The 24,019-nt window shown below is 66.6% G+C and carries 22 protein-coding genes; 14 read left to right on the plus strand and 8 right to left on the minus strand.

Features of this window, described 5'->3' with window-relative positions; genetic code table 11:
- Window positions 1–108 precede the first annotated feature (108 nt).
- Window positions 109–606 (minus strand): GtrA family protein, encoded by a 498-nt coding sequence (locus GPX89_RS20955; RefSeq protein WP_328602102.1) that lies wholly within the window; start codon window positions 604–606, stop codon window positions 109–111.
- Between the two features lie 96 nt (window positions 607–702).
- Between GPX89_RS20955 and GPX89_RS20960 the strand changes: the two genes are divergently transcribed.
- The 3 genes from GPX89_RS20960 to GPX89_RS20970 all read left to right on the plus strand — a co-directional run bounded on the left by GPX89_RS20960 (window position 703) and on the right by GPX89_RS20970 (window position 4,343).
- Window positions 703–1,665 (plus strand): glycosyltransferase, encoded by a 963-nt coding sequence (locus GPX89_RS20960; protein ID WP_328602103.1) that lies wholly within the window; start codon window positions 703–705, stop codon window positions 1,663–1,665.
- 50 nt (window positions 1,666–1,715) lie between these two features.
- Window positions 1,716–3,272 carry a DUF2142 domain-containing protein gene (locus GPX89_RS20965; RefSeq protein ID WP_328602104.1) on the plus strand — a complete coding sequence of 519 codons (1,557 nt, stop codon included), beginning with the start codon at window positions 1,716–1,718 and terminating at the stop codon, window positions 3,270–3,272.
- 93 nt (window positions 3,273–3,365) lie between these two features.
- Window positions 3,366–4,343 carry a glycoside hydrolase family 18 protein gene (locus GPX89_RS20970; protein ID WP_328602105.1) on the plus strand — a complete coding sequence of 326 codons (978 nt, stop codon included), beginning with the start codon at window positions 3,366–3,368 and terminating at the stop codon, window positions 4,341–4,343.
- On the opposite strand, the gene rfbB is transcribed toward GPX89_RS20970, so the two are convergent.
- Window positions 4,340–5,344, minus strand: a complete 1,005-nt coding sequence (rfbB, locus tag GPX89_RS20975; RefSeq protein WP_328602106.1) for a dTDP-glucose 4,6-dehydratase — start codon at window positions 5,342–5,344, stop codon at window positions 4,340–4,342. The genes GPX89_RS20970 and rfbB overlap by 4 nt on opposite strands.
- 434 nt (window positions 5,345–5,778) lie before the next feature.
- Here rfbB and GPX89_RS20980 point away from each other — a divergent pair, with 434 nt between their 5' ends.
- Complete coding sequence (locus tag GPX89_RS20980; RefSeq protein WP_157389354.1) at window positions 5,779–6,498, plus strand: hypothetical protein; 720 nt, start codon at window positions 5,779–5,781, stop codon at window positions 6,496–6,498.
- 137 nt (window positions 6,499–6,635) lie between these two features.
- On the opposite strand, the gene GPX89_RS20985 is transcribed toward GPX89_RS20980, so the two are convergent.
- Entirely contained in the window at window positions 6,636–7,616 is a 981-nt protein-coding gene (locus tag GPX89_RS20985; protein WP_157389355.1) for an alpha/beta hydrolase, read from the minus strand.
- A 247-nt stretch (window positions 7,617–7,863) separates the two neighbouring features.
- On the opposite strand from GPX89_RS20985, the gene rfbA reads away from it, so the two are divergent.
- Both rfbA and GPX89_RS20995 read left to right on the plus strand, forming a co-directional pair.
- On the plus strand, window positions 7,864–8,739 hold the full coding sequence (rfbA, locus tag GPX89_RS20990; protein WP_157389356.1) for a glucose-1-phosphate thymidylyltransferase RfbA: 876 nt from the start codon (window positions 7,864–7,866) through the stop codon (window positions 8,737–8,739).
- Window positions 8,740–8,741: 2 nt separating this feature from the next.
- The gene (locus GPX89_RS20995) at window positions 8,742–9,335 is read left to right on the plus strand and encodes a dTDP-4-dehydrorhamnose 3,5-epimerase family protein (RefSeq protein ID WP_157389357.1); all 594 of its coding nucleotides are present in this window, start codon (window positions 8,742–8,744) and stop codon (window positions 9,333–9,335) included.
- 186 nt (window positions 9,336–9,521) lie between these two features.
- Here the strand turns inward: GPX89_RS20995 and GPX89_RS21000 are convergent, their stop codons facing one another.
- On the minus strand, window positions 9,522–10,988 hold the full coding sequence (locus GPX89_RS21000) for an MFS transporter (RefSeq protein ID WP_328602107.1): 1,467 nt from the start codon (window positions 10,986–10,988) through the stop codon (window positions 9,522–9,524).
- 86 nt (window positions 10,989–11,074) lie between these two features.
- On the opposite strand from GPX89_RS21000, the gene GPX89_RS21005 reads away from it, so the two are divergent.
- Window positions 11,075–11,494 (plus strand): MarR family transcriptional regulator, encoded by a 420-nt coding sequence (locus GPX89_RS21005; protein ID WP_157389358.1) that lies wholly within the window; start codon window positions 11,075–11,077, stop codon window positions 11,492–11,494.
- Here GPX89_RS21005 and GPX89_RS21010 read toward each other — a convergent pair whose 3' ends face one another.
- Both GPX89_RS21010 and GPX89_RS21015 read right to left on the minus strand, forming a co-directional pair.
- Window positions 11,495–12,367: a helix-turn-helix domain-containing protein gene (locus GPX89_RS21010; RefSeq protein WP_157389359.1), complete on the minus strand. Its 873-nt coding sequence runs from the start codon at window positions 12,365–12,367 to the stop codon at window positions 11,495–11,497.
- 106 nt (window positions 12,368–12,473) lie between these two features.
- Complete coding sequence (locus tag GPX89_RS21015; protein ID WP_157389360.1) at window positions 12,474–13,061, minus strand: DUF4282 domain-containing protein; 588 nt, start codon at window positions 13,059–13,061, stop codon at window positions 12,474–12,476.
- A gap of 338 nt (window positions 13,062–13,399) precedes the next feature.
- On the opposite strand from GPX89_RS21015, the gene GPX89_RS21020 reads away from it, so the two are divergent.
- The 4 genes from GPX89_RS21020 to GPX89_RS21035 all read left to right on the plus strand — a co-directional run bounded on the left by GPX89_RS21020 (window position 13,400) and on the right by GPX89_RS21035 (window position 17,722).
- Window positions 13,400–13,876, plus strand: coding sequence for a hypothetical protein (locus GPX89_RS21020; protein ID WP_157389361.1), 477 nt, complete (start codon window positions 13,400–13,402; stop codon window positions 13,874–13,876).
- Between the two features lie 306 nt (window positions 13,877–14,182).
- A complete protein-coding gene (locus GPX89_RS21025) occupies window positions 14,183–16,396 on the plus strand; it encodes a molybdopterin-dependent oxidoreductase (RefSeq protein ID WP_157389362.1) in 2,214 nt (737 codons plus the stop codon).
- Between the two features lie 80 nt (window positions 16,397–16,476).
- Entirely contained in the window at window positions 16,477–16,620 is a 144-nt protein-coding gene (locus GPX89_RS21030) for a hypothetical protein (protein ID WP_157389363.1), read from the plus strand.
- Between the two features lie 484 nt (window positions 16,621–17,104).
- Window positions 17,105–17,722 carry a pyridoxamine 5'-phosphate oxidase family protein gene (locus tag GPX89_RS21035; RefSeq protein WP_157389364.1) on the plus strand — a complete coding sequence of 206 codons (618 nt, stop codon included), beginning with the start codon at window positions 17,105–17,107 and terminating at the stop codon, window positions 17,720–17,722.
- Between the two features lie 12 nt (window positions 17,723–17,734).
- Here GPX89_RS21035 and GPX89_RS21040 read toward each other — a convergent pair whose 3' ends face one another.
- Complete coding sequence (locus tag GPX89_RS21040) at window positions 17,735–18,196, minus strand: GtrA family protein (protein WP_157389824.1); 462 nt, start codon at window positions 18,194–18,196, stop codon at window positions 17,735–17,737.
- Between the two features lie 157 nt (window positions 18,197–18,353).
- Between GPX89_RS21040 and GPX89_RS21045 the strand changes: the two genes are divergently transcribed.
- Window positions 18,354–19,760 (plus strand): FAD-binding oxidoreductase, encoded by a 1,407-nt coding sequence (locus GPX89_RS21045; RefSeq protein WP_407939439.1) that lies wholly within the window; start codon window positions 18,354–18,356, stop codon window positions 19,758–19,760.
- Window positions 19,757–20,518: a decaprenylphospho-beta-D-erythro-pentofuranosid-2-ulose 2-reductase gene (locus GPX89_RS21050; protein WP_328602110.1), complete on the plus strand. Its 762-nt coding sequence runs from the start codon at window positions 19,757–19,759 to the stop codon at window positions 20,516–20,518. The genes GPX89_RS21045 and GPX89_RS21050 overlap by 4 nt, the downstream gene beginning before the upstream one ends.
- A 472-nt stretch (window positions 20,519–20,990) precedes the next feature.
- Here GPX89_RS21050 and GPX89_RS21055 read toward each other — a convergent pair whose 3' ends face one another.
- On the minus strand, window positions 20,991–21,911 hold the full coding sequence (locus tag GPX89_RS21055) for an NAD-dependent epimerase/dehydratase family protein (RefSeq protein WP_157389366.1): 921 nt from the start codon (window positions 21,909–21,911) through the stop codon (window positions 20,991–20,993).
- 88 nt (window positions 21,912–21,999) lie between these two features.
- Here GPX89_RS21055 and GPX89_RS21060 point away from each other — a divergent pair, with 88 nt between their 5' ends.
- Entirely contained in the window at window positions 22,000–23,925 is a 1,926-nt protein-coding gene (locus GPX89_RS21060; RefSeq protein ID WP_157389367.1) for a galactan 5-O-arabinofuranosyltransferase, read from the plus strand.
- Window positions 23,926–24,019 lie beyond the last annotated feature (94 nt).

Here is a 24,019-nt window from a genome sequence, read left to right on the forward strand (position 1 = left end):
ATATGTAGACACCGGCACATCCGACGTGGTCGCACCGCCACTGTCACTGTCTTGCTCGGCCGGGCGAGAATATCAATCGCTATTGGTAGTGGCAGCGTGAACCCGCACTTAGCGTTCGTCCCCGCGTGTTCCGGTGAAGACGAATTTCCCGTATGCCCAGAAGCGGAAGCCCATGGCGACGGCCTGGCCGATGAGCGTCCCGGAAACGTTGTCCGCCAACGGACTGTCCAGTCCGAGAACGTAGCGGGAAATGCCGAGGCACCCGAGTTGCAGCCCGATGGCCATCACATTCAGTACTGCGTATACAAGTATGTGCCGGGCCCCGGTTTCGCCCTTGTGGTCGGAGTAGGTCCACCACTTGTTGCCGAAATAGGTGACGACCGTGGCCACCCCGATGGAAATGATCTTGGCGATCAAGGGCTGATGGAACAGCGGGCCCTCGCCACCGGCGAAGACCAGCAGGTTGTAGGTGCCCGCGTCGACGACGAACCCGATCGCGCCGACCACCAGAAACGCGCCGCCGCGCTGCAGCAGGGCACGGATCTTCCCGGTCAGAGAGGCATCCGGCGGGTTTTCGCTCACCGCCGTGGACTCGTTCGCAGACACCGGCCGACGGTACCGCAACCCGCAGCACCCATATACCTGTGAAGGTCGGGTACCCTCCCGGTGTTCATATTCGCCTCCGATCAGAGGATTGACCGGGTGGACTCCACCGAGCTTCGTATTGCCGCCATTGTGCCGTGCCACAACGAAGAGGCCGCCGTCGCGAAGGTCGTCGCCGACCTGAAGGCCGCCGTCCCGGGCATTGTCGTCTACGTCTACGACAACCTGAGCACCGACGCCACCGCCGAGAAGGCGCGCGCGGCCGGGGCGATCGTGCGCACCGAGAACCGCAAGGGCAAGGGCAATGTGGTGCGACGCGCATTCGCCGATATCGAGGCCGACGTGTACCTGATGGTCGACGGCGACGACACCTATGACGCCGCCGCGGCCCCCGAAATGATCAAGACCCTGCTCGAGGGTCCGTACGACCACGTGCTGGGCGTGCGCCGCGAGGTCGAGGCCGGCTCGGCGTACCGCGCCGGGCACGAGACCGGCAACAAGGTGCTGAACGGCGTGGTGGGCAAGGTCTTCGGCGAGAACGTCGAGGACATGCTCAGCGGCTACCGGGTCTTCTCGCGCCGTTTCGTGAAGTCCTTCCCGGCGGTCTCGCGCGAGTTCGAGATCGAGACCGAGCTGACCGTGCACTCGCAGCACCTGGGCGTCCCGCAGACCGCGGTCCCGGTCGGCTTCCGCGATCGGCCCGCCGGCAGCGAATCCAAGCTGCGCACCTACAGCGACGGCTTCAAGATCCTGCGCCTGATCGTCGGCCTGGCCCGGCACGAGCGGCCGGTCGCCTTCTACGGCCTGTTCGGCACGCTGGCCTGGATCATCTCGGTCATCCTGATCACGCCGATAGTGATCGAGTTCTACCGCATTCACGAGGTCCCGCGGTTCCCGACGTTATTCCTCGGCTTCACGCTGCTGCTGCTGGGCAGCCTGGCCTGGACCGCCGGCCTCATCCTGGACGGCATCCGCCGCTCCCGCCACGAGGCGGCCAGACTGATGTACCTGCGTTATTCCGCCGTGGGCGCGGACAGCGCGGCGGCCGGTTCGACGCGATGACGGTGGAGCTTGCCGGGGAAAATCAGAACGGCAAAGCAGAATCGGACATCGTGGTTACCGAAGCAAACGAGAATCCCGCCGTCGCCGCGCCGGAGAAGATCCCGGCCGCCGCGCCCGAGCCCAGGGCCGGACTGCGGCGCGCGGTGATCGGCGTGGAACGGCGATTCGGTTCCGCCGCTCTGGCTTTCGTGCTTATCGCGGGCATCTTCGGCGCGGTGTGGTCGGTCCTGACGCCGCCGTTCTGGGGCCACGACGAGATCACCCAGTTCGGCCGCGCCTATCAGGTCGCGCACGGCGGATTCCTGCCGGAGAAGATCCATGACGATCGCGGCCCCGCGTGGGGCGGCGACGTGCCGGTCAGCATCGACGCGCTGATGAGCTACGCCTTCCACGACTATCAGAACAAGCCGGATGAGCCGGACCCGATCGTCGTCGATCCGCACGCCTACGACCAGCTCGGCGCGGCCGCGGTGTCGGAGGAGACCAAGCAGGTCTGGTTCACCAATACCGCGGCCTACTCGCCGATTCCGTACCTGCCGCCCGCCGCGGGCATCCGGATCGCCGAGGCCCTCGACCTGAATGTCGGCGGCATGGTGCTGGCCACCCGCTGGGCCGGGCTCCTCGCCTACCTGCTGATCGTCGGCTTCGCGCTGCGCGTGCTGCGCGGACATCGGGTGCAGTGGCTGGCCTTCACGGTCGCGGTGCTGCCGATCGCGCTGTTCCAGGCCGGGACCGTGACCGCGGACACCGTCACCAACGCACTGGCCCTGCTGGTTTCGGCGCTGGTGGTGAAGGGCCTGTTCCTGGGTGAACGGCTGTCCAAGCCGGAGACCGTCGCCGCCCTGGCCGCCACGATCCTGCTGCCGGTGTGCAAGCCGACCTACGTGCTGATCGCCATGCTGACCGTGTTGATTCCCGCACGGCGCTTCGGCTTCGGCGGCGGCGAGCGGGTCGCGACCTGGCAGCGGGTGCTGCCCTGGGCGGCGGCCGGTATCGGCGCGATCTCGTTCGCGGTGTGGATGAAGATCGCCGCGCCGACCGGTGACGGCATGAGCCTGATGCGGCCCGAGAAGGATTGGGGCAGCGTGCGCCCGGGCGACCAGCTGCACGGCATCCTCACCGATCCCGCGCATTTCCTGCGGGTCTTCGGCGACAGCATCGCCCGCCGCGATCAGCACTGGTTCGTCCAGTTCTTCGGTGAGCTCGGCTTCTCCTACGTCGAGGTGCCGTCGCTGACCGTGCTGGCGAGCCTGCTGGCCTTCGCGGTGAGCATCGGTGCGGCCGAGCGCTTCTCGCCGCGGGCCGCGAACCGGACCCGCACCTGGCTGGTGCTGCTGACCGTGGCCGCCAGCGTGGCCATGATCTACGTGACCCTGTACATGTCGTTCACGCCGGTCGGTTACTTCATCATCGACGGCGTGCAGGGCCGCTACTTCGTTCCGTTGGCGGTGCTGGCGCTCGCGGTGCTGCTGCGCTGGATGCCTTTCCGGCTCACCGACGCCGCGGGCCGGTTCCCGACGCGGGGCGCGGCGATCACCGTGGTGGCGGCGACCTCGGTCGCGCTCATCGCCGCGGTGGTCAAGTACAGCACCCTGGTCTGGGGCTGATACCCGCTCGCCGAGCACGGAATTCGTCTCTAGCCTGCGGTGGTGGGGATACGGGAGAAATGGTGTGGTCACGGCCGCGCTCGGCGAATCACGGTGGTATTGCTGGTTGTTGTCTGCATCCTGCTGACACCGGTCCTCGCGGCCACGGTATACCTCCGACTGGAAGATGCGGGCACCCTGCGCGAGGACGCCCGGACCCGCGGCCGGGACGCCCTCTGGCTCGGTCACGCCTGGATCGACGGGCGCAAAAGCGACACCGATATCGCTGAACTGGGAATTCGGCTGGCCGGGACCGGAATCAAGGATCTGTACGTCCATACCGGGCCGCTCGACAATGACGGCACGCTGTCTCCACAGCTTTATCCACAGGCTCGTTGGTTCATCGACGCCGTGCATCGGAGTCTGCCCGGAATTCGCGTGCAGGCCTGGCTCGGAGATCTGCTGACCCCCGAATTCGACGGCTTGAATGCCGACGATCCGGCGACCCGTGAACATGTCGTCGCGACATCGATCCAAGCCCTCGATCTCGGGTTCGACGGCATTCACTTCGATTTCGAACCGGTGCGCTCCGGATCGACCGGCTATATCGCCATCCTCGAACAAGTGCGGACGATCACTTCGGACCGTCGTGCACTCTTGTCGGTGTCCGCTCCGGTTATCGATCCGCTACCCGGATTGCATTCGGCGGGAGCGGCGCTGTTCGATCACGGAAAATGGTGGTCCCAAGCCTATTTCGCACAGGTGGCACGGCACGTCGATCAGATCGCGATCATGTCGTACGACACGGCGATGCCGGTCCGTTCGCTCTACGCCGGATATGTCGCCGAACAAACCACTCTCGCCCTGCAGGTGACCCCGCCGCCGGTGGATCTGCTGATGGGCCTGCCCGCGTTCTGGGCCGACGATCTCGGCCACCACGGTGCGGCCGAAACGGTGGCGGCCGCGATCCGTGGCGTCCGTGTAGGTTTGGGCCGCACCGATCGCGGTCGCCGTGCATTCGGTGTCGCGCTGTATGTGGATTTCGCCGCCACCCAACAGGATTGGGCGGACTATCGACGGGACTGGTCCTAGAGCACCTTTTCGCCGGCCGCGGCATAGGCCGATTCGGTCGCGGCTTTCCGTGGCCGCCACCAGGATTCGTTCTCGCGGTACCAGTCGATGGTGGCCTCGAGGCCCGTGCGGAAGTCGCGGTAGCGCGGCTCCCAGCCGAGTTCGGTGCGCAGCAGCGAGGAGTCGATCGCGTAGCGCAGATCGTGGCCCGGACGGTCGGTGACGTGGTCGAAGTCGTCGGGCGCGCGGCCGAAGGCCTCGAGGATCATCTCCACCACGGACTTGTTGTCGCGCTCGCCGTCGGCGCCGATCAGATAGGTCTGGCCGATGCGCCCGCGCTCCAAGATCTCCCAGACCGCACTGTTGTGATCGTCCACGTGAATCCAGTCGCGGACCTGGTGGCCCGTGCCGTAGAGCCGGGGGCGGATGCCGTCGATGAGATTGGTGATCTGACGCGGGATGAACTTCTCCACGTGCTGGCGCGGGCCATAGTTGTTGGAGCAGTTGGAGATTGTGGCCCGCACCCCGAACGACCGCACCCACGCGCGGACCAGCATGTCGCTCGAGGCCTTGCTGGCGGAATAGGGACTCGACGGGTTGTAGGGCGTGCTCTCGTCGAATGCCTTCGGGTCGTCGAGTTCCAGGTCGCCGTACACCTCATCGGTGGAGATGTGGTGGTAGCGCACCTGATGGCGGCGCACCGCCTGGAGCAGCGAATAGGTGCCGACGATATTCGTCTGGACAAACGGCCAGGGGTCGGCCAGCGAATTGTCGTTGTGTGATTCGGCGGCGAAATGCACCACCGCGTCCACACCGCCCACCAGGCGGTCCACCAGGGCGGTGTCGGCGATGTCGCCGTGCACGAACTCGATTCGGTCCGCGACCTGGTCGAGAGAGGCGCGGTTACCCGCATAGGTGAGTTTGTCCAGCACGGTGACATGGACATCGGGACGCGAAGTCACGCTCTGATGAACGAAGTTCGCGCCGATGAAGCCGGCCCCGCCGGTTACGAGCAGTCGCACACGCAAACACTACGTCGGCCGGGGCGGACGCCGCCGTCGGGTCCGGGAAGTTGCCTTCTCTACACCAGACAGCCGGACGACGTGCGCGGATTCCGACATCCTGTTGAAACAAATGCACTTAATTGAAAGGCGGCCGCGCGGTCGAAATGTCGGAATTATGTGTTCAGAGCGTGATGTACACCGTCAAATCGTCACGACTCGACAAGCATGCGATGTGACCTTCATCACACATCTGCCCTCAGGTAACGATCAGCCTGTTCAGATATATGCGTCAAAACCTTTCTCATGCAGCGGTTTTCCGCTAGCTTGCAGACCGCACGATCGTGATGGTGAACAAAAATTGAACGAACGGTCACGATGGGTTCACCGCTCGTTAGCTGTCCTCCATTTCGATTCGTGTTGTCCCCCCGAGCTCTTCGATGAGGTTTCAACAAATGCTGATGAGGAAATTCGCCGCCACCGCGGCGCTGGCCGTCGCTGCCCTTGGCATCACCGCCGGCACCGTGAATGCTGCGCCGGCCGCCGACGACAACGGCAGCATCAACTACACGATCACCCAGAACTCCGACACCAGCACCGTGCTGCGCACCGATGGTGGCTCGCTGGTCGTGGAGAACGGCAACCTGGAGCTCAAGGCTTCCAACGGCAACGTCGTGGCCGGCATGCCGCTGTCGTTCAAGGTGGACGATTTCACCTTCCCGATCGCGGCGGACATCTCCGACCACACCGCGACCCTGACTCCGCAGTTCGACATGGACCACGCGAAGTACACCCCGGAGAACGTCAAGGACGTCGCGCTGCCCTACGAGGATCAGGCTCCGTGGAAGTCGGACTACGACCGTGAGCAGGCCGCCTGGAACCGCATGAAGGACACCATCGGTCTCGGTGCGACCGTCGCGTCCCTGGTCGGTGGCCTCGGCGCCGCCGCGGTCGGCTGCGCCATCGGTGGCGTCACCGCCGGTATCGCCACCGGCCCGCTGGCCCTGATGTTCGGTGCGGGCCCGCTCGTCGGCTGCCTGGTCGGCGCGAGCGCCCTCGGCTTCGTCGGCGTCATCGCCGGCAACGTGCTGATCACCGCCCCGGTCGCCATCGCCGCCGCGATCCAGTACTTCACCACCATCAACGGCCCGCACATCTCCGCCCCGGCGAAGTAAGACACGGCCTGCTGTATTGCGAAACCCCCGCCCGGGTCATCCGGGCGGGGGTTTCGCTTTGCGCGGGAGTAGATGTGGGGCCCGAGGTCATGCGCGCCCCGAGCCCCACATCATCAATCACGCTGTGCGCGATTCGATCACGCTGTGCGCGCGACCCGTTCGACCGCGATCTGGGCACGGACGAACCGCGCCACACTCGCCAGTGCCGCCCGGCTCTCGGGCATCGCCGGGAAGATGGCCATGAACGCGTGCACCTGCCCCCGCCAGATCTCGAGCGTGGCGGGTACGCCGGACTGGGCCAGCCGCTGAGCCATGATCTCGCTGTCGCGGCGCAGCACCTCGTCCTCGGCGACGATGAGCAGTGCGGGCGGCAGACCCGCCAGCACATGATTGACCGGTGACAGCCGCGGATCGAGGCGGCCGTCGACCTCCGCGCCCAGCTTCACCACGGACTCCAAGGCGGACAACGGAATCAGGGCGTCGCGGTGGTAGTTGGGGTGGTTGCGCTTCTCGGTGCAGTCCAGATCCAGTGCGGGGCACAGGCCGACGAGCCCGGCGGGCACCGGCAGGCCCGCGTCGCGGGCGCGCAGGGCGGTCGCGAAGGTCATGTAGCCGCCGGCGGAATCACCCGCGAAGACCACCTTGGAGGCCGGAACACCGTGGGCGAGCAGCCATTTGTAGGCGGTGAGGCAGTCGGTGACCGAACCCGCGATATCGGTCTCGGGCAGCTGCCGGTATTCCACGCTGACCACCGGCAGTCCGGTGCGGCGGGCGAGCGCCGCGACCACGGGGCGGTGGGTGTCCAAGCCGCACAGGAAGAAGCCGCCGCCGTGCATGTAGAGCACCGCGCCGTCGCGCAGCGACTTGCGCGCTCCGGCCGGTCGCACGATCTCCATGCGGAAGCCGTTGAGCCGCACCTGCTCCCGTTCCACTCCGCGCGGCGCCGGGCGGAACTTGGCCAGGGTGTTGATGACCGTGCTGGCGACCGGCATGGACGCCGCGGTGACGGGGACCAGTTCACCGGCGGGCCGGATCATGGTGCGCGCGACGACGGTCAGGGCGCGGGCGGCGGCACTGGTCCGGTTCGGGTTCTGGACAGGGTGGTCGTCGTGAGTCATCGCGCACCTACCTCGTTGTTGGCGCGCCGAGCCGTTCGTCCGGTGCGTCCGAAGCGTTGGCTCGGCACCCGGCGCGCGAGAGTCGGCGCTGACATCTCACATAGTGTCGTTTCAGAACACCATGGGAACGTGACCTACGTATCAGAAATCGCCGGATTGCTATGGCGGTAAACGGCCGTGATCGATTCGAAGTCCATTCGGAGCCTCACCACCACGGTCCGCGACCGAACTGGCAGACTGTTGTGACATGCGCGGAATCATTCTGGCCGGGGGCACCGGATCGCGGTTGCACCCGATCACGCGCGGGGTGAGCAAGCAGCTGGTCCCGGTGTACGACAAGCCGATGGTGTACTACCCCCTGTCCACCCTCATGCTGGCGGGGATACGGGACATCCTGGTCATCACCACCCCCGAGGACAGCGACGCGTTCGCCCGCCTGCTCGGCGACGGCAGCCGCTTCGGCGTCTCCATCTCCTATGTGGTGCAGCCCGAACCGGACGGCCTGGCCCGCGCCTTCGTCCTCGGGGCCGACCACATCGGCACCGATACCGCCGCACTGGTGCTGGGCGACAATATCTTCCACGGCCCGGGCCTGGGCACCGGCCTGCAGGCCCTGCACGATCTGGACGGCGGCGCGGTCTTCGCCTACCGGGTCTCGGACCCGACCGCCTACGGCGTCGTCGAATTCGCCGACGGCCGCGCCATTTCCATCGAGGAGAAGCCCAAGGCGCCGCGCTCGAACTACGCGATCCCGGGGCTGTACTTCTATGACAACGACGTGCTCGCCATCGCGCGCGACCTGAGGCCGTCCGACCGCGGCGAGTACGAGATCACCGATATCAACCGCGCCTACCTGGAGCAGGGCCGACTGCACGTGCAGGTGCTGCCCCGCGGCACCGCCTGGCTCGACACCGGCACCTTCGACTCCCTGCTGGACGCGGCCAATTACGTGCGCACCATCGAACAACGGCAGGGCCTGAAGATCGGTGTGCCCGAGGAGGTGGCCTGGCGGCTGGGCTTCATCGACGATGATCAGCTGACCCGGCTGGCGGAACCGCTGGTGCGGTCGGGTTACGGCAACTACCTGCTGGGCCTGCTGGACCACGGGCGAACCTGGGAGTAGGCATGCGGATTCGGGAACTGTCCATACCCGGTGCGTGGGAGTTCACGCCCGTCCTGCGCGGCGATGACCGCGGAGTCTTCTACGAGTCGTTCAAGGCCTCGGAGTTCGAGAAAGCCGTGGGCCGGCCCTTCGATCTGCTGCAGGTCAATATCTCCACCTCCGCGGCGGGCGTGCTGCGCGGCATCCACTACACCGAGAATCCGCCCGGCCAGGCCAAATACGTGACGTGCGTGCGCGGGGCCTTCCTGGACGTGGTGGTGGACCTGCGCCGCGACTCGCCCAGCTTCGGGACGTGGGACGCGGTCGTCATCGATGACGTCGAGCGCAAGGCGGTGTTCCTCACCGAGGGTCTGGGCCACGCGCTGCTGTCCCTCGAGGACGGCTCGACCGTCAACTACCTGTGCTCCTTGGAATACTCCCCCGAATTCGACCGGGATCTGGACGCTTTCGACCCGGACCTGGGGATCGAGTGGCCGACCGTCGGCCGTGACGGCCGCCCGCTCGAGTTCATCCGCTCCGGCAAGGACGCCGCCGCGCCGCGCCTGGCGGATCTGAAGCAGCTGTCCCGCCTCCCCGGAACTTCAGCGGACGGCTGAGAGCCGCAACCCGTCCCACACCCGTGCCGGCGGTTGAGTGCCAATCCGATTCCGGACGTCCCCGACGAGTTACCCAGATCCTTGCGAAATCAGTTGTTACGCAGGGGGCGCATCGCGTAACGCGATGCGCCCCAGCAATTTTCAAAGGCCCCGCCCGTGTGAGCGGCGAGCGGCGCCTCCACCGTGTCAGCCGACCAGCTCGACCTCCACGTCACGGGCCTCCTGGCGGCGGGCCCGCAGCTTGGGGATGAACACCGTCAGGGCGACCAGGGCTCCGACGATGGACACGCCGGCGGCGAATTCCAGGCCGGGCCGGTAGGTGTCGAGCATGGCCGACGGGGTCGGGTCGCTCGGCACGTTCGAGGTGACGATGGCGGTGGTCACCGCGAGCACGATTGCCGCACCGACCTGCATGGCGGTCTGCAGCACACCGGCCGCCAGGCCCTGCTCGTCATCCTCGATGCCGCTGGTGGCCTGAATGTTGATGGCGGGGAAGCCGACCCAGCCGATGCCGACCAGCAGCACGGCGGGCAGGATCACGGCCAGGTAGCCCGGCGCGGTGTCGATGCGCAGGTACATCAGGTAGCCCACCGCCATGACCACCATGGTGACGGCGATGATCGGGCCGGTGCCGAAGCGGTCGACGAGCTTGTCGGAGACGAAGGCCGAGGCGACCACCAGCAGACCGACGGGCAGCAGCGCCATCGACAGCTTCAGCGGCGACCAGCCCAGGGTGTCCTGCAGGTACAGCGTGGTGATGAACTGCCAGCTGAAGTACGAGCCGGCGACCGCGATGATGGCCAGGCTGGCCCGGACCAGGGTCGGCTTGCGCAGGATGCCCAGGCGGACCAGCGGGTACTTGACCTGGCTCTCGGCGTAGACGAACGCCGCACCCAGCACGGCCACCGCGACGAACGATCCGATGGTGCGCGCCGAGCCCCAGCCCGCCTGCGGGGCGGAGACCACGGTGTAGACGAGCAGCAGCATGGTGGCGGTGGACAGCAGCGCGCCGATCAGGTCGTGCCCGCCCTCCTCGGCCGGCTTGTCCTTGGGGACGAGGAAGTACGCGGCGACCAGCGCGGCCAGCGCGACCGGCACGGGGAGCAGGAAGGTCCAGCGCCAGCCGAGCCCGGTCATCAGGCCGCCGAAGAGCAGGCCCATGGAGTAGCCGCCGGCACCGAAGACGGTGTAGATGGACAGCGCCTTGTTGCGGGCGGGTCCCTCGGCGAAGTTGGTGGTGATGATGGACAGACCGGTCGGCGCGGTGAACGCGGCAGCCAGGCCCTTCACGAAGCGGGTCAGGATGAGCAGCGCCGGCGAGCTCACCAGAGCGCCGGCGAGAGAAGCCAATGCGAAGACCGCCAGGGCGATCAGGAAGACCTTGCGGCGGCCCAGCAGGTCGGCGGTGCGGCCGCCCAGCAGCAGCAGGCCGCCGTAGCCGAGCACGTATCCGCTGACGAGCCACTGCAGGGTGGAGGTCTGAATGTGGAGTTCGGTGCCGATGGAGGGCAGCGCGACGCCGATCATCGACACGTCGAGGCCGTCCAGGAACAGCACGATGCACAAGGTGATGAGCATGCCCCAGAGCCGGCCGGTCCACTTGGTGGTGTCGGCCGCGGTGCTCACTGCGGGGCGAATCTCGGTGGAAGTCACGAGAAGCGACAGTACATGCACGCGCATCAAATGCACAAGCATTTAATGCGGTTGCATGGTTCTGCCGAGGGGACTAGGATGGCCGCATGCCGAAGCCGACAGCGCCTGTCGAACGGCCCGTGACAACGTCTTTCGAGACGTCCGGGCTCGTAGGGGAGTGGCGCGATCTGCTGGCCCGGCACGCGACGACCTCGTGCGCTCTGGAAAAGGAACTGCAAGGCCGCCACCACATCGGGCTCAGCGAATTCGAAACCCTGGATCGCCTCGTCGAAGCGGACAGCGACAGCTGCAAGATGAGCGATCTCGCCAATGACATCTACCTGAGCCAGAGCGCGCTCTCGCGCACGGTGGCCAGGCTCGAGCGCGACGGGCTCGTCGACCGCACGCTGTGCACCGAGGATCGCCGCGCGATCTTCGTGTGCGTCACGGAAAAAGGGCGCGAACTGCACAAGCAGGCCGCGCCCACGCACCGGGAAGTGCTCGCCCAGAATCTGGGCCAGGTCTGATCAGACTGCCGCGCGCAGGGTGTCGATGACCGGAAGCGCGTCCACCGCAATCGAATTCACCGCGGCGTAGGCCTCGCGGTAACGCTCCACCTCGTGCTCCTTGTCCAGATACGAGGAGCCGGTCAGGGCCTCCACGTACACCACCGGCGGTTCGGTGGGTTCGCCTGCGGCGGTGGGGAATTCGAGCAGCACGAACCGACCGGCATCCATGCAGTGGTGGTAGCCGCATTCCGCGGGCAGCAGCCGCAGCCGGACATTGGGCAGCTCGCCGAGCTTGCGCAACCGGTCCAGCTGGCCGCGGGTCACCTCGTCGCCGCCGACGCGATGCCACAGCACCGCCTCGGAGATCACCACATCCAGCTGCATCGGCGACTCGGAGCGGGTGAGCAGCGACTGGCGGGCCAGCCGCACCCGCACCCGGCGGTCCATCTGCTCGGCCGAGATGCCCGGGTAGGCCCCGGCGAGCACGGCCCGCATGTACTGCTCGGTCTGCAAAAGCCCGGGGACCAGCTCGTTCTCGTAGCTGGTGAGCCGCCCGGCGGCCTCCTCGAGGCCGATGTAGACCTCGTACCCCTCGTCGATCACGTCGCTGAACTCGGTCCACCAACCGCGCGCCTTGGTCTCGCGGGCCAGCGAGGTGAGCGGCTCGATGGCGTCCTCGGGCGCACCGTAGATGCGGCACATGGCCTCGACATCCAGACTGCGCAACGAGGTCTGACCGGTTTCGATGCGCCAGATCTTGGCCTCGGACCATTCCAGGCGCTGGGCCGCCACCCGGGTCGTCATCCGCGCCCGATTGCGCAGGTCGCGCAGGTGCCGGCCGAGTTGACGGCGCGGCACGGTCGATCCGGTAATCCCCTGCGGTAGAGCCATTCGTCCCCCTAAACCAGTGTTGCGATCGCATTGTTGCACAGGAAAACTCAGCGATCCATGGACCCGGGACCCCTCCCGGTGGTTAGGATGTCGACTCCCTCTCAGGCTACTTCCTGGCCGACCGCTTACGGAAGCGCCAGAACTGCACGGCCTGAACATCTTTCGAGAGCTGGTTGACCGGCTCCGCCACGTCGGACAGCGCCTGGAAAAGGTCGTCGGCCATATCGGAGATATGGGAGACCCTGGCGGCCAACCGGGACGCGTTGAGGACGAACTCCAGCAGCAGGCGCACCGTCGCGGCGATCACCAGGCCCAGCGGGATGGCGAACACCACCCCGAAGACGATGCCCAGCCAGGCCGAAACCCGCCACAGCCCTACGGTTCCCACGATCGGAATCGCGAAAGCGCCCGCCAGGCCCAGCAGATACGCCAGCGGCAGCAGGGTGCGGGTGGCGGCGCGATGGAACTGCACGTCCAGCAGGGCCCGCGCGGCATCGACACTCCAGGAGCCGAAAGCGCTTGGACTGGCGAAGGGTTCGACCGGTTCCTCGGCCTCCTCGTCGGCGGCGATGCGCCGGGACATGCGACGGGTCGCGGACTCCTTGAAGGCGGCCCAGCGGCCCTCGGTGATGATCTCGTCGAACTCGTCGAACTCCCCGAGTTCGGCTGTGTTCCCACCCGATTGGTCGGCCATGCCGACGATCTCCTCTCCCGCAGACCTTTTCGGCCGACTCAGTCTCTCCGGTAACGCCGGGGATGCACAGGACGAGACAGTGTGTTGTAGAACACGTTCGTCCTGCGGGCGGGTACGGGGCCCGAGCGGGCATGCCAGCGCCCTTGACGCCGTTGCCGCAGGCAGAACCGTTGTCCTGATGCGATGTCTCTTCTGGGCCAGATTCCCTAAAGGGTCAAAACGGACTGGACACACGACGTTCTGGGACAGAACCGGACTGTCGGTGAAAAAGAGGGTGTAACGACCCGGTCATCCCGTTGCGATACGTCGCACAGAGCAGGAACTAGATCTACCGGGGAATGGAGAAACCAGTGCGTACGACGTTTTCGTCAGCCGTTGCGGAATCTGCGCAGGACTACATCCAGCGCGGCTGGACGGTCGCCGAAACCGCCAATGGCATCTGCCTGGTCACCGACGACGAGATCTCGGGCATCGAGGTCACCGGCGAGACCGCCGCGTTCGTGCGTCGCTACCTGCGCGCCAATGACCTGACCGGCCCGGTCATCGAGATCCCGGGCACCGAGCGCCGCGAGATCCACCTGGTGACCGGCCTGCGCAAGGCCGAGCGCGCCATCGAGGCGCTGCGCGAGTCGGGCGTGGTCGTCCACACCGACGGCGCGGGCATCCCGCTGCCGCCGAGCAAGCTGTCCGCCGGTGCGGCCTGCTGGGGCGTCGCCCCGCACGAGGCCCGCTGGGTCCCGCCGGTGGTCGCCATCGCCGCCGCGGTCCGCGCCGCCGCCAAGGGAGCGACCAAGGCGGCTCGTATCGCCTCCTGATACCGGCTCGAATATCGACTCGAAACCCGCGAGTGCACCCCGGCGCTCGCGGGTTTCGCTGTATCCGGGTCCAAACGTTGCAAATTCAGAGAGAACGGACATAACCCGTGGCCCCTTCGCCGGGAGCCACCGGGGAGATGCTCCCGAACCAAGATCCGCTGTTCTACCTGGATCCTGTCAAGCGCAAGGCGATTCGCAGGTCGTAACGGTCTCCAAGATTTCGCGCGGAAAGCTGTAGGAGTCCGCACACATACCCCGCGCGGTGGCAGGTGTTTCGCCCGATGCGACTCCGGGCGATCATTGGGTATGACCCACGTCACGGACAGCCCCCGGACACTGCTACGCACCTGCCCGCTCTGCGAGGCGGTGTGCGGCCTCGAGCTCACCCTGGACAGCGACGACCGGATCGTCTCGGTGCGCGGCGATCACGCCGATCCCTTCAGCAAAGGCTTCATCTGCCCCAAGGGCGCGACCCTCGGGCATCTGGACTCCGACCCGGATCGGCTGACCGCGCCGATGATTCGCGATCGCGCCACCGACACCTGGCGGACGGCGAGCTGGGACGAGGCCTTCGGGGTGATCCGGGAACGGCTGCCGCAGGTGTCGGCCGCCCACGGGAATCAGGCCGTCGGGCTGTACCTGGGCAATCCCAACGCGCACACCGTGGCCGGGGCGCTGTACGTGCCGCTGTTGATCCGGGCGCTGGGGACGCGCAGCCTGTTCTCCGCCAGCACCGCCGACCAGATGCCCAAGCAGGTGTCGAGCGGGCTCCTGTTCGGCGATCCGCTCACGGTCGCGGTCCCGGACCTGGATCGCACCGACTACCTGCTCATGCTGGGCGCGAACCCACTGGAATCCAATGGATCGCTCTGCACGGCACCGGATTTCCCGGGCCGGTTGAAGGCGCTGCGGCAGCGCGGCGGACGCTTCGTGGTGGTGGATCCGCGGCGCACCCGCACCGCCAAGCTGGCCGACGAGCACCTGTTCGTGCGGCCCGGCAGCGACGCCTACCTGCTGTTCGGGATCGTGCACACGCTGTTCGCCGAGAACCTCACCGACGTCCGCGTCGAGGTGAACGGACTGGACGAGGTGCGTGCCGCCGCAGCCGATTTCACGCCGGAGCTGGTCGCCGGCCGCACCGGGGTCCCGGCCGAGACCATCGTGCGGATCGCCCGCGAACTGGCCGCCGCGCCGACCGCCGCCGTGTACGCCCGGATCGGCACGTGCACAGCCGAATTCGGGACGCTCACACAGTGGCTGGTGGATGTCGTCAATGTGCTCACCGGCAATCTGGACACACCCGGCGGGGCCATGTTCGCCACCGGGGCGGCACTGGGCATCGTGCGGTCGCGGCCGTTCCGGACCGCGCGCTGGGGCAGCCGGGTGCGCGGATTGCCCGAGGCCATGGGCGAGTTGCCGGTCGCCACCCTCGCGGACGAGATCCTCACGCCCGGCGACGGGCAGATCAGGGCCATGGTGACCGTGGCCGGGAACCCGGTGCTGTCCGCACCCAGCGGCGCCCGTCTGGACAGCGCCTTCGCCGGACTCGAATTCATGGTCAGCGTGGACCGCTACCTCAACGAGACCACCCGCCACGCCGACGTCATCCTGCCGCCGCCGCGGATTCTGCAGTCCCCGCACTACGATTTCGCGCTGCTCAACTTCGCCGTCCACAACTACGCCCGCTACTCCCGGCCGCTGATTCCGCTGGGCGAGGGCGAGCTGTCGGAGGCCGAGGTGCTGGCGCGACTGGCCCTGGCGGTGTCGGGCCAGGAGCCGCAACCCGGTCTGGATCCGCTCACGGTGGTCGACGAGATCGTCATCGCGGGAACACTGCACAAGGCCGGAATGGCCGAGCGGCGCGGTGAGCTGCTCGGTGACAACACCACCGAACAGCGCATCGACATGATGCTGCGGCTCGGTCCCTTCGGGGAATGGGCGTCGACGCCCGATGACGCGAGCGAATGGCGCGGCAAGCTGAATCTGCGGGTGCTGCTGGACAATCCGCACGGGATCGATCTGGGCCCGCTGGAATCCAGGCTGCCCGGCGTGCTGCGTACGGCCTCGCGCCGGGTGGAGCTCGCACCGCCGGAGATGCTGGCCGATCTGGAGCGGTTGCGGGCCCGGGTGCGGGCCGAGCAGCCGGAAATGGTGCTGGTCGGGCGGCGGCAGCTGCGGTCCAACAACAGCTGGCTGCACAATGTCGGGCCGCTGGTGGGCGGGTCGAATCGCTGCACGCTGCACATCAATCCGGAGGACGCCGCGCGGCTCGGGCTGAACGGACTGGCCGTGGTGAAGTCGGCGGCCGGGACGTTGACCGTGGAGGTCGAGCCGACCGACGACATCATGCCGGGTGTGGTGAGCCTGCCGCACGGATGGGGTCACGAGGACAGCGAGCAGTCCGTCGCGCGGGCGCACGCCGGGGTGAACGCCAATGTGCTGACCGATGATTCGCTGGTGGACGCGCCCTCCGGGAACGCCGTGTTCAATGGCGTGCCGGTGACGCTCACCCGCGCCTGATGCCGGTGCCGGCATGTCCTTCGGCCGCGGCGCTGCCACTTTTCGAGTCCTGCAAGCGCTGAGAGGTGGAGCGGGCGGCGGTGTGTGTCGCGCTGCCGGCAGCGGGGCTGTGGCTGGTGCTGGTTTCGCTGGTGTTCCAATTGAATTCAGGTTTCCTCGGGCTGCGCGGACTGGCCGCACCCGGGGTCATCCTGTCCACACGCCCGATGTCGGGTTCACCGTGACGGTTCCGGTCCTACATGTCGTAACAGCCCTGGTGACGGGATCCGCAGGGTCCCGCGCTGGTCCAGCTGACCCAGGAGGATCTGGCCTCGGTAAAGACCTTTCGGTATTTAGGTTTCGAGTACCGAAGATCAGTCGCAACTAGGGGGATGACATCCGGAGCTTGTCATCCGAAACTCTGCAAAATGGACAAATCAGGAATGCGAAATCCCTGCGCCCCCTAGGGATCTCACATACTCGCGGCCCGTACGCGCGGCCAGCATCCCCACAGTTAAGGGACAAACGGCCCTTGTGGACCTTTTCATCCGGGAGGATCCTCCCTCGGGAACGTTTGTCCGGCACCAGTCGAGGATGCCCCACCAGGGCGGATACGCCGGTTCAACCATTCGCCACACGAAAATAGTTAAACCGTATAGCATTTCGGATGGCCGAAGTTCGTGGCCGAGCCTCTTCCATCCGGTGTTCAGTTACCAAAGGGGGCGCACGATGCCCGGTATCAGAAACGGCAGCGACGGCGAACGGGAACTCCAGGAGCGCTACGGAACCGAGGATCGGGCGCAACGCTTCTATACCGACCAAGTGCGAGATCGACTCAATACCCACATGATCGATTTCATTCGCCGGATGGATATGGCCTTCATCGCCACCTCCGACAAGCACGGCGAATGCGATTCGAGCTTCCGCGCCGGGCAGCCCGGCTTCCTGCACGTGATCGACGACCGCACCGTGGCATACCCGGAGTATCGCGGCAACGGCGTGCTGGCCAGCCTCGGCAATATTCTCGAGAACCCGCACGTGGGCATTCTCATGATCGATTTCGTGCACGATCTCATCGGCCTGCACGTCAATGGCACCGCCCGCATCGTCGACGACGCCCTCATGCGCCGCTGTGTCGCCGACCTGCCCGCCGACCAGCGCGGGCGGATTCCCGAGCGCTGGGTGGTGGTCGATGTGGAAGAGGCCTACATCCACTGCCGCAAACACATTCCGCACCTGGTCCCGGCACACCGCGAGACGCGGCAGTGGGGCACCGACAATGTGCGCGCCAAGGGCGGCGATTACTTCCGGGCCAAGGAAGAGAACAACGCCCTCGTCGAATCCTGAATCGGACGCCGCTTAGTTGATCTTGAAGATCACAGCCCGCTGGACAATGAAGTTGATCACGGTGGCGGTGCCCTGAGCCACGCAGAAGGCGAAGAACATCCGCCACCAGGCATCGGGCAAGGCGTAGTAACAGACCTGGTTGATGCCGACCTGCAAGGCGAAGGTCAGCGCGTACAAGGCGATCACCGCGATGAAGCGCTTGCGACTCGGCTCCGCCTTGAAGGTCCAGCGCCGATTGATCAGATAGGCCGTGGTCGTACCCGCGATGAAGCTGATGGACTTGGCCACCGGCAGCGGAAAACCGACCAGTTTGAAAAGCAGCGTGTACAGGCCGAAGTCGACAATGGCGGACAGGCCGCCGGTGACCGCGAATCGAATGATCTGCGTCTTGAGATCAACGTCCGTACCACCCGGTTCATCGACCAGGGGCAGCTCGGGCGGCAGGGGCAGATGGGGTTCCGCGGTCACAGGCAGAAGAGTAATGCCCGGGACAAAGGACACAAGCCTCGAGACGGTTATCCCTGTAGCCTCTATGCCGATGTCCACGAAAGCTCAGACCACGACCGAGGCCGCCACGGAGCCCAGCTCCGCAGGCGAGAGCCCTGTCGTAGGCAAAGAAAAAGAGGGCACAGTGTCGCAGGGGTCCTTCGACCTGCCGACGCAGACCCGGCGCTTGACCGGTTGGGGTCGCACGGCAGCCACCACCTCCGAGGTGCTCTCCACCAACGACCCCGAGCTGATCGCCAAGGCGGTCGCCATGGTCGCGGAGGACAACGACTCCAAGCCCGCGCACCTGCGTCGCGGTGTCATCGCCCGCGGCCTCGGCCGTTCCTACGGCGATCACGCGCAGAACGCCGGCGGCCTGGTCGTCGACATGACCGCGCTCAACCGCATTCACCGCATCGACCGGGACTCCCGGCTGGTGGACGTGGACGCGGGCGTGTCCCTCGACCAGCTGATGAAGGCGGCGCTGCCGTTCGGCCTGTGGGTTCCGGTGCTGCCGGGCACCCGGCAGGTGACCGTGGGCGGGGCCATCGGCTCCGACATCCACGGCAAGAACCACCACAGCGCGGGCAGCTTCGGCAACCATGTGCGGTCCCTCGATCTGCTCACCGCCGACGGCAAGGTGCAGACCATCGGGCCGAAGAAGAACGCCAAGCTGTTCTGGGCGACCGTCGGCGGCAACGGCCTGACCGGCATCATCCTGCGCGCCACCATCGAGATGACGCCGACCGAGACGGCCTACTTCATCGCCGACGGCATCAAGACCACCGGCCTGGACGAGACCATCGCGGTCCACAAGGACGGGTCCGAGGAGAACTACACCTACTCCTCCACCTGGTTCGACGCCATCAGCGCGCCGCCGAAGCTGGGGCGCGCCAATGTGTCTCGCGGCCGGCTGGCGAAACTCGATGAGCTGCCGAAGAAGCTGCGCAAGAACCCGCTGAAGTTCGACGCGCCGAATCTGCTGACGGTGCCGGATATCTTCCCGAGCTTCGCGGTCAACAAGTTCACGCTGGGCATGGTCGGCGAGGCGTACTACGCCCTCGGCGGCAACTACACCGGCAAGATCATGAACTTGACGGCGTTCTACCACATGCTCGACGTGGTCTCGGAGTGGAATCGGGCCTACGGTTCGGCCGGATTCATCCAGTACCAGTTCGTGCTGCCGCCCGAGGCCCTCGATGAATTCACCAAGATCATCGTGGATATCCAGCGGTCCGGTCACTACACCGCGCTCAATGTGCTGAAGTTCTTCGGCCCGGGTAACCCGGCCCCGCTGAGCTTCCCCATGGAGGGCTGGAACATCTGCGTGGACTTCCCGGTCCGCCCGGGTCTGAACGAGTTCGTGCGCGAACTGGACCGGCGCGTCCTGGAATTCGGCGGTCGCCTCTACACTGCCAAGGACTCGCGCACCGACGCGGAGACCTTCCACAAGATGTACCCCCGGATCGACGAGTGGATCAAGATCCGCCGAAGTGTCGACCCCACAGGCGTTTTCATGTCCGATATGGCGAGAAGGCTGGAGCTTCAGTGATCAATGCGGTAGGGAACCCGCAGTCCATTCTGCTGCTTGGCGGCACCTCGGAGATCGGCTTGGCGATCTGCGCCGAGTATCTGAAGAAGGGCCCCATGCGCGTCGTCCTGGCCGCGCTGCCGGGCGATCCGCTGCGCGAGGACGCCGTGTCGCAGATGAAGGCGGCCGGTGCCTCCGAGGTCCAGCTCCTCGACTTCGACGCGCTCGACACCGACAGCCACCCGGCCGTCATCGACGCGGCCTGGGCCGCCGGTGACATCGACGTGGCCATTGTCGCGTTCGGCATCGACGGCGACGGCGAGATCTTCTGGCAGGACCAGCGCAAGGCCGTCATGATGGCCGAGATCAACTACACCGCCGCGGTTTCCGTCGGCGTGCTGCTCGGCGAGAAGATGAAGGCGCAGGGCTTCGGCCGCATCCTGGCCATGTCCTCGGTCGCGGGCGAACGCGTCCGCCGCTTCAACTTCGTCTACGGCTCCACCAAGGCCGGTCTCGACGGCTTCTACCTCGGCCTCGGCGAGGCCCTGGCCAAGTTCGGCCCGCGCGTGACGGTCATCCGCCCCGGCATGGTCCGCACCAAGCTCTCCGCCCACGCCAAGGAGAACGGCCTCACGGTCAACAAGGAAGACGTCGCCGTCCTCGCCGTCGCCGCTTCCGAAAAGGGCAAGGAAATCGTCTGGGCCCCGGGCACTTTCCGCTACGTCATGATGATCCTGCGCCACATCCCGCGCCCCATCTTCCGCAAACTGCCGATCTAGCTACGACCTCAGCCGGAACACGGGGTGGACGAAATGTCCATCCCGCTTTTTCGTCGACTCCTCTGCCGTCTGGCGCTTCCTTCGTGACGAATCCCTGGTTGAGCGTTGGTTCGAACCGTATCTGAAGGCGCCTTGCGATCGTGCTACCCCCAGCGAGCCGAACTGTTGCGATCCGCGCGAAATCTGAAGGAGTACTCGGGTCTTTGCGGGATGTTCGAAGCCCTCTACAGTGATGTGACGGTGCCGAAATCCGCGGGTCTCTGGATTACCGGACTCCAGCATCGCGCGGCCGAGATTGGTTGCCACAGAGCATTTTCCGCAATTGATCTTCAAGTTTGCGCTACCGCCGCTTATCACAGGCTGGTAATCGTTCATGACGACAATGACTTCGTGACAGCCGCTCGGCTCGCCACCGAACTACGCCAGCAGAACGTTCATGACGGACCGCTGTAGCGGCCCATCGCCCCGGTTACTATCGACCTCGTAGATCCGCCACGCGGAAGAATCGGGTGGTCTGGAGGATTTCCGTGATGTCGGAGTGCTTCGGAGACCAAGACAGGTCGGTCATCGCACGGGACGGGTCGACGATGAGGGCAGACGGTTCGGGGGCGGGTGGTTTGTGCACCACGGGAACTCGCAGGCCGGTCTCGCGTTCTACGGCGGCCACCACGTCGAGAATGGTTGTCCCCCGACCGCTTCCGATGTTGTAGTGGGCGAATCCGCCCGGCTCGGGAGTGCGGTCGATGGCGGCGACGAACGCGGCTGCGGCATCGTCGACGTGTAGGTAGTCGCGCACGGCGGTGCCGTCGCCATTGATTCCCAATGGCGTCCGGGCCATTGCGGCGGCCAGCACTCGAGGAATCAGGCGGGTCGGGTCGCGGTCGTCACCACCGGCGAGGTTCGGCAGTCGCAGGATGGTCGCGCCGAGCGATCCGGTGGCCGCCTGTGCCTCGACCACGGCTTCGGCCGCGACCTTGCTGCTCGCATAGGGGTGAGGCGGTGCGATCGGTGTTTCCTCGGTCATCGGCTGTTGTTCAGGGGAGCCATAGACCGCGCAAGTGGAGGAGAAGACCAGGGCTCGCACATCGGCCTCGGCCATGGCTCGGAGAAGGGCGATGGTGCCGCCGGTGTTCACGTGGAAGTAGGGCAGCGGGTCGGTCAAGGATTCGCGGGCGCGGGTCAGGCCCGCGAGGTGGCAGACGCTCTCGACGCCCGCGACGGCCCGTCGCAGGGCGGCCGGGTCGAGCAGGTCGGCGGTACGCGTGTCCGCGGCGCCCGGGATTGTCCCGGCTCCGGGGCGGGCCATGGCGATCGGCTCGTGTCCCGCCGCGGCCAGGGCGGCCACGACGGCTTTGCCGAGGTAGCCCGCCGCGCCGGTGACCAGTACTCGCACGCTCGGATCCCTTCCTTCGAGGAGGTTCCGACGATAGTGACTAGGCTGACGCGCGGTCCATGGACACGAATGCGGAGGCAGAGTGCGGATGAGCGAGCGGGCGAGCGGGCGAGGTGCGCTGCTGGCGCGGCAGGCCGGTGAGGCTGTCGGGGAAGCGGTGCTCGCGGCGGTGGTCGCGGGCGTCGTGGCCGGGGTCGGGCTCGTGGCGTTCTCGACCGTGCACTGGCCGGCGTTCAACTCGTCCAATGTCACGCGGTCGCTCACCACGGTGGGGCAGGTCGTGGCGCTGGCCATGCTGGTGGCGGCGGTGGTGCTGCTGCGTGTGCACAAGTGGGGATGGCTGGCGAAACTGCTGTCGTGGGGCGGGATTTCGGCGTTCGTGACGGTGACGCTGGGGATGCCGCTGGCGGCCACGAAGTTGTATCTGTTCGGGATCTCCGTGGATCAGGAGTTCCGCACGCAGTATCTGACGCGGCTGACCGACAGTACGGCGCTGCACGATATGAACTACATCGACATTCCGCCGTTCTATCCGGCCGGATGGTTCTGGATCGGGGGACGGTTCGCGAGCCTGACCGGGATGGCCGGGTGGGAGGCGTTCAAGCCGTACGCCATCATCGGGCTGGCCGTGGCCGCGGTGGTCGCGCTCGTGTTGTGGTCCAAGCTGATTCGCGCCGATTGGGCGGTGGCGGTGGCGGCCGCCACGACCGCGGTGACGCTGGCCTACGGGGCGCCGGAGGCCTACAGCGCGGTCCTGACGCTGCTGCTCGGACCCGCACTGGTGCTGGCCTGGGGTGCGCTGCACCGGCCCGCCGCGCCCGGGAGCGAGGAGACGGCCGGGGGCTGGGGCGCCGTGCTGGGCACCGGGCTCTTCCTCGGGCTGGCGGCGACGTTCTACAGCCTGTACTTCGGCGTCGCGGTGTTCGCGGTGTGCCTCATGGCCCTGATCGCCGCCGGACTGGCGATTCGCGTGCAGCGCACCTGGCGGGCACTGTTGCCGATTCTGCTGCGGCTCATCGGAATCGGTGTCGTAGCCGGAGTGCTGGCACTCACCGTGTGGACACCGTTCCTGCTGAAATTCGTGTCCGGCAAGGCCTCTCTGGGCTCCGGCTCGGCCTTCCACTACCTGCCCGAGTCCGGGTCGCGGCTGCCGCTGCCCATGACCGAATTCGATCTGCTCGGAATCTTCTCCCTGCTCGGAATCATCTGGCTGGTGCTGCGGGCGGCCAGCTCGCGCCGGGCGCAGGCGCTGGGCATCGGTGTCGTCGCCATCTACCTGTGGTGCCTGCTGTCCATGGCGGCGACCGCGGCGGGAACCACCCTGCTGGCATTCCGGCTGGAAGCGCCGCTGGACGCCCTGCTGGCGGCGGCGGGCGTGTTCGGATTCGCCGAGGGCGCGCGGGCGATCTACCAGGCCCTCAGCGAGCCCGGCCGGTTCCGGCTGGCCGCGGCGGCGGTCGCGATCGCGGGTGCGATCGGATTCAGCCAGAACATCCCCACGGTGCTGGCCACGGAAATCGACACCGCCTACACCGACACCGACGGCAATGGCGCGCGCGCCGATCAGCGGGCCCCCTCGGCGGTCTCGCACTACCGTGAGATCGACGCGAAGCTGCTGGAGCAGACCGGGCGGCCACGGGACAAGAGTGTGGTGCTGACCGCGGACACCAGCTTCCTCGCGATCTATCCGTACTACGGATTCCAGGCCCTCACTTCGCATTACGCCAACCCGCTGGCCGACTTCGCCGCCCGCACGGCCGAGATCCAGCGCTGGGCCACGCTGAAGACGCCGCAGGAGCTGACCGACGCGCTGAACCACTGCCGCTGGCGGGCACCGGACGCGTTCCTGTTCCGCAACTCCGGCACTCAGTACACGCTGCGGCTGTCGCAGGACGTGTATCCGAACGACCCGAATGTGAAACGGTTCACAGTGGCGTTCCCGAAGGCCCTGTTCGAGGACCCGCACTACCGGATCACCGATATCGGTCCGTTTACTCTCGTGGTGCGTGTCTAAACAAAGGGACGAGACAAGCATCACTTATCCCCAAAAAGCGGTCGGAATCTGTGGATAGACGTCGGTTTCTGTGGATAACTTCCCGACTTGCCAG

The sequence above is a fragment of the Nocardia terrae genome (assembly GCF_009760405.1).
Taxonomy (GTDB): Bacteria; Actinomycetota; Actinomycetes; order Mycobacteriales; family Mycobacteriaceae; genus Nocardia; species Nocardia terrae.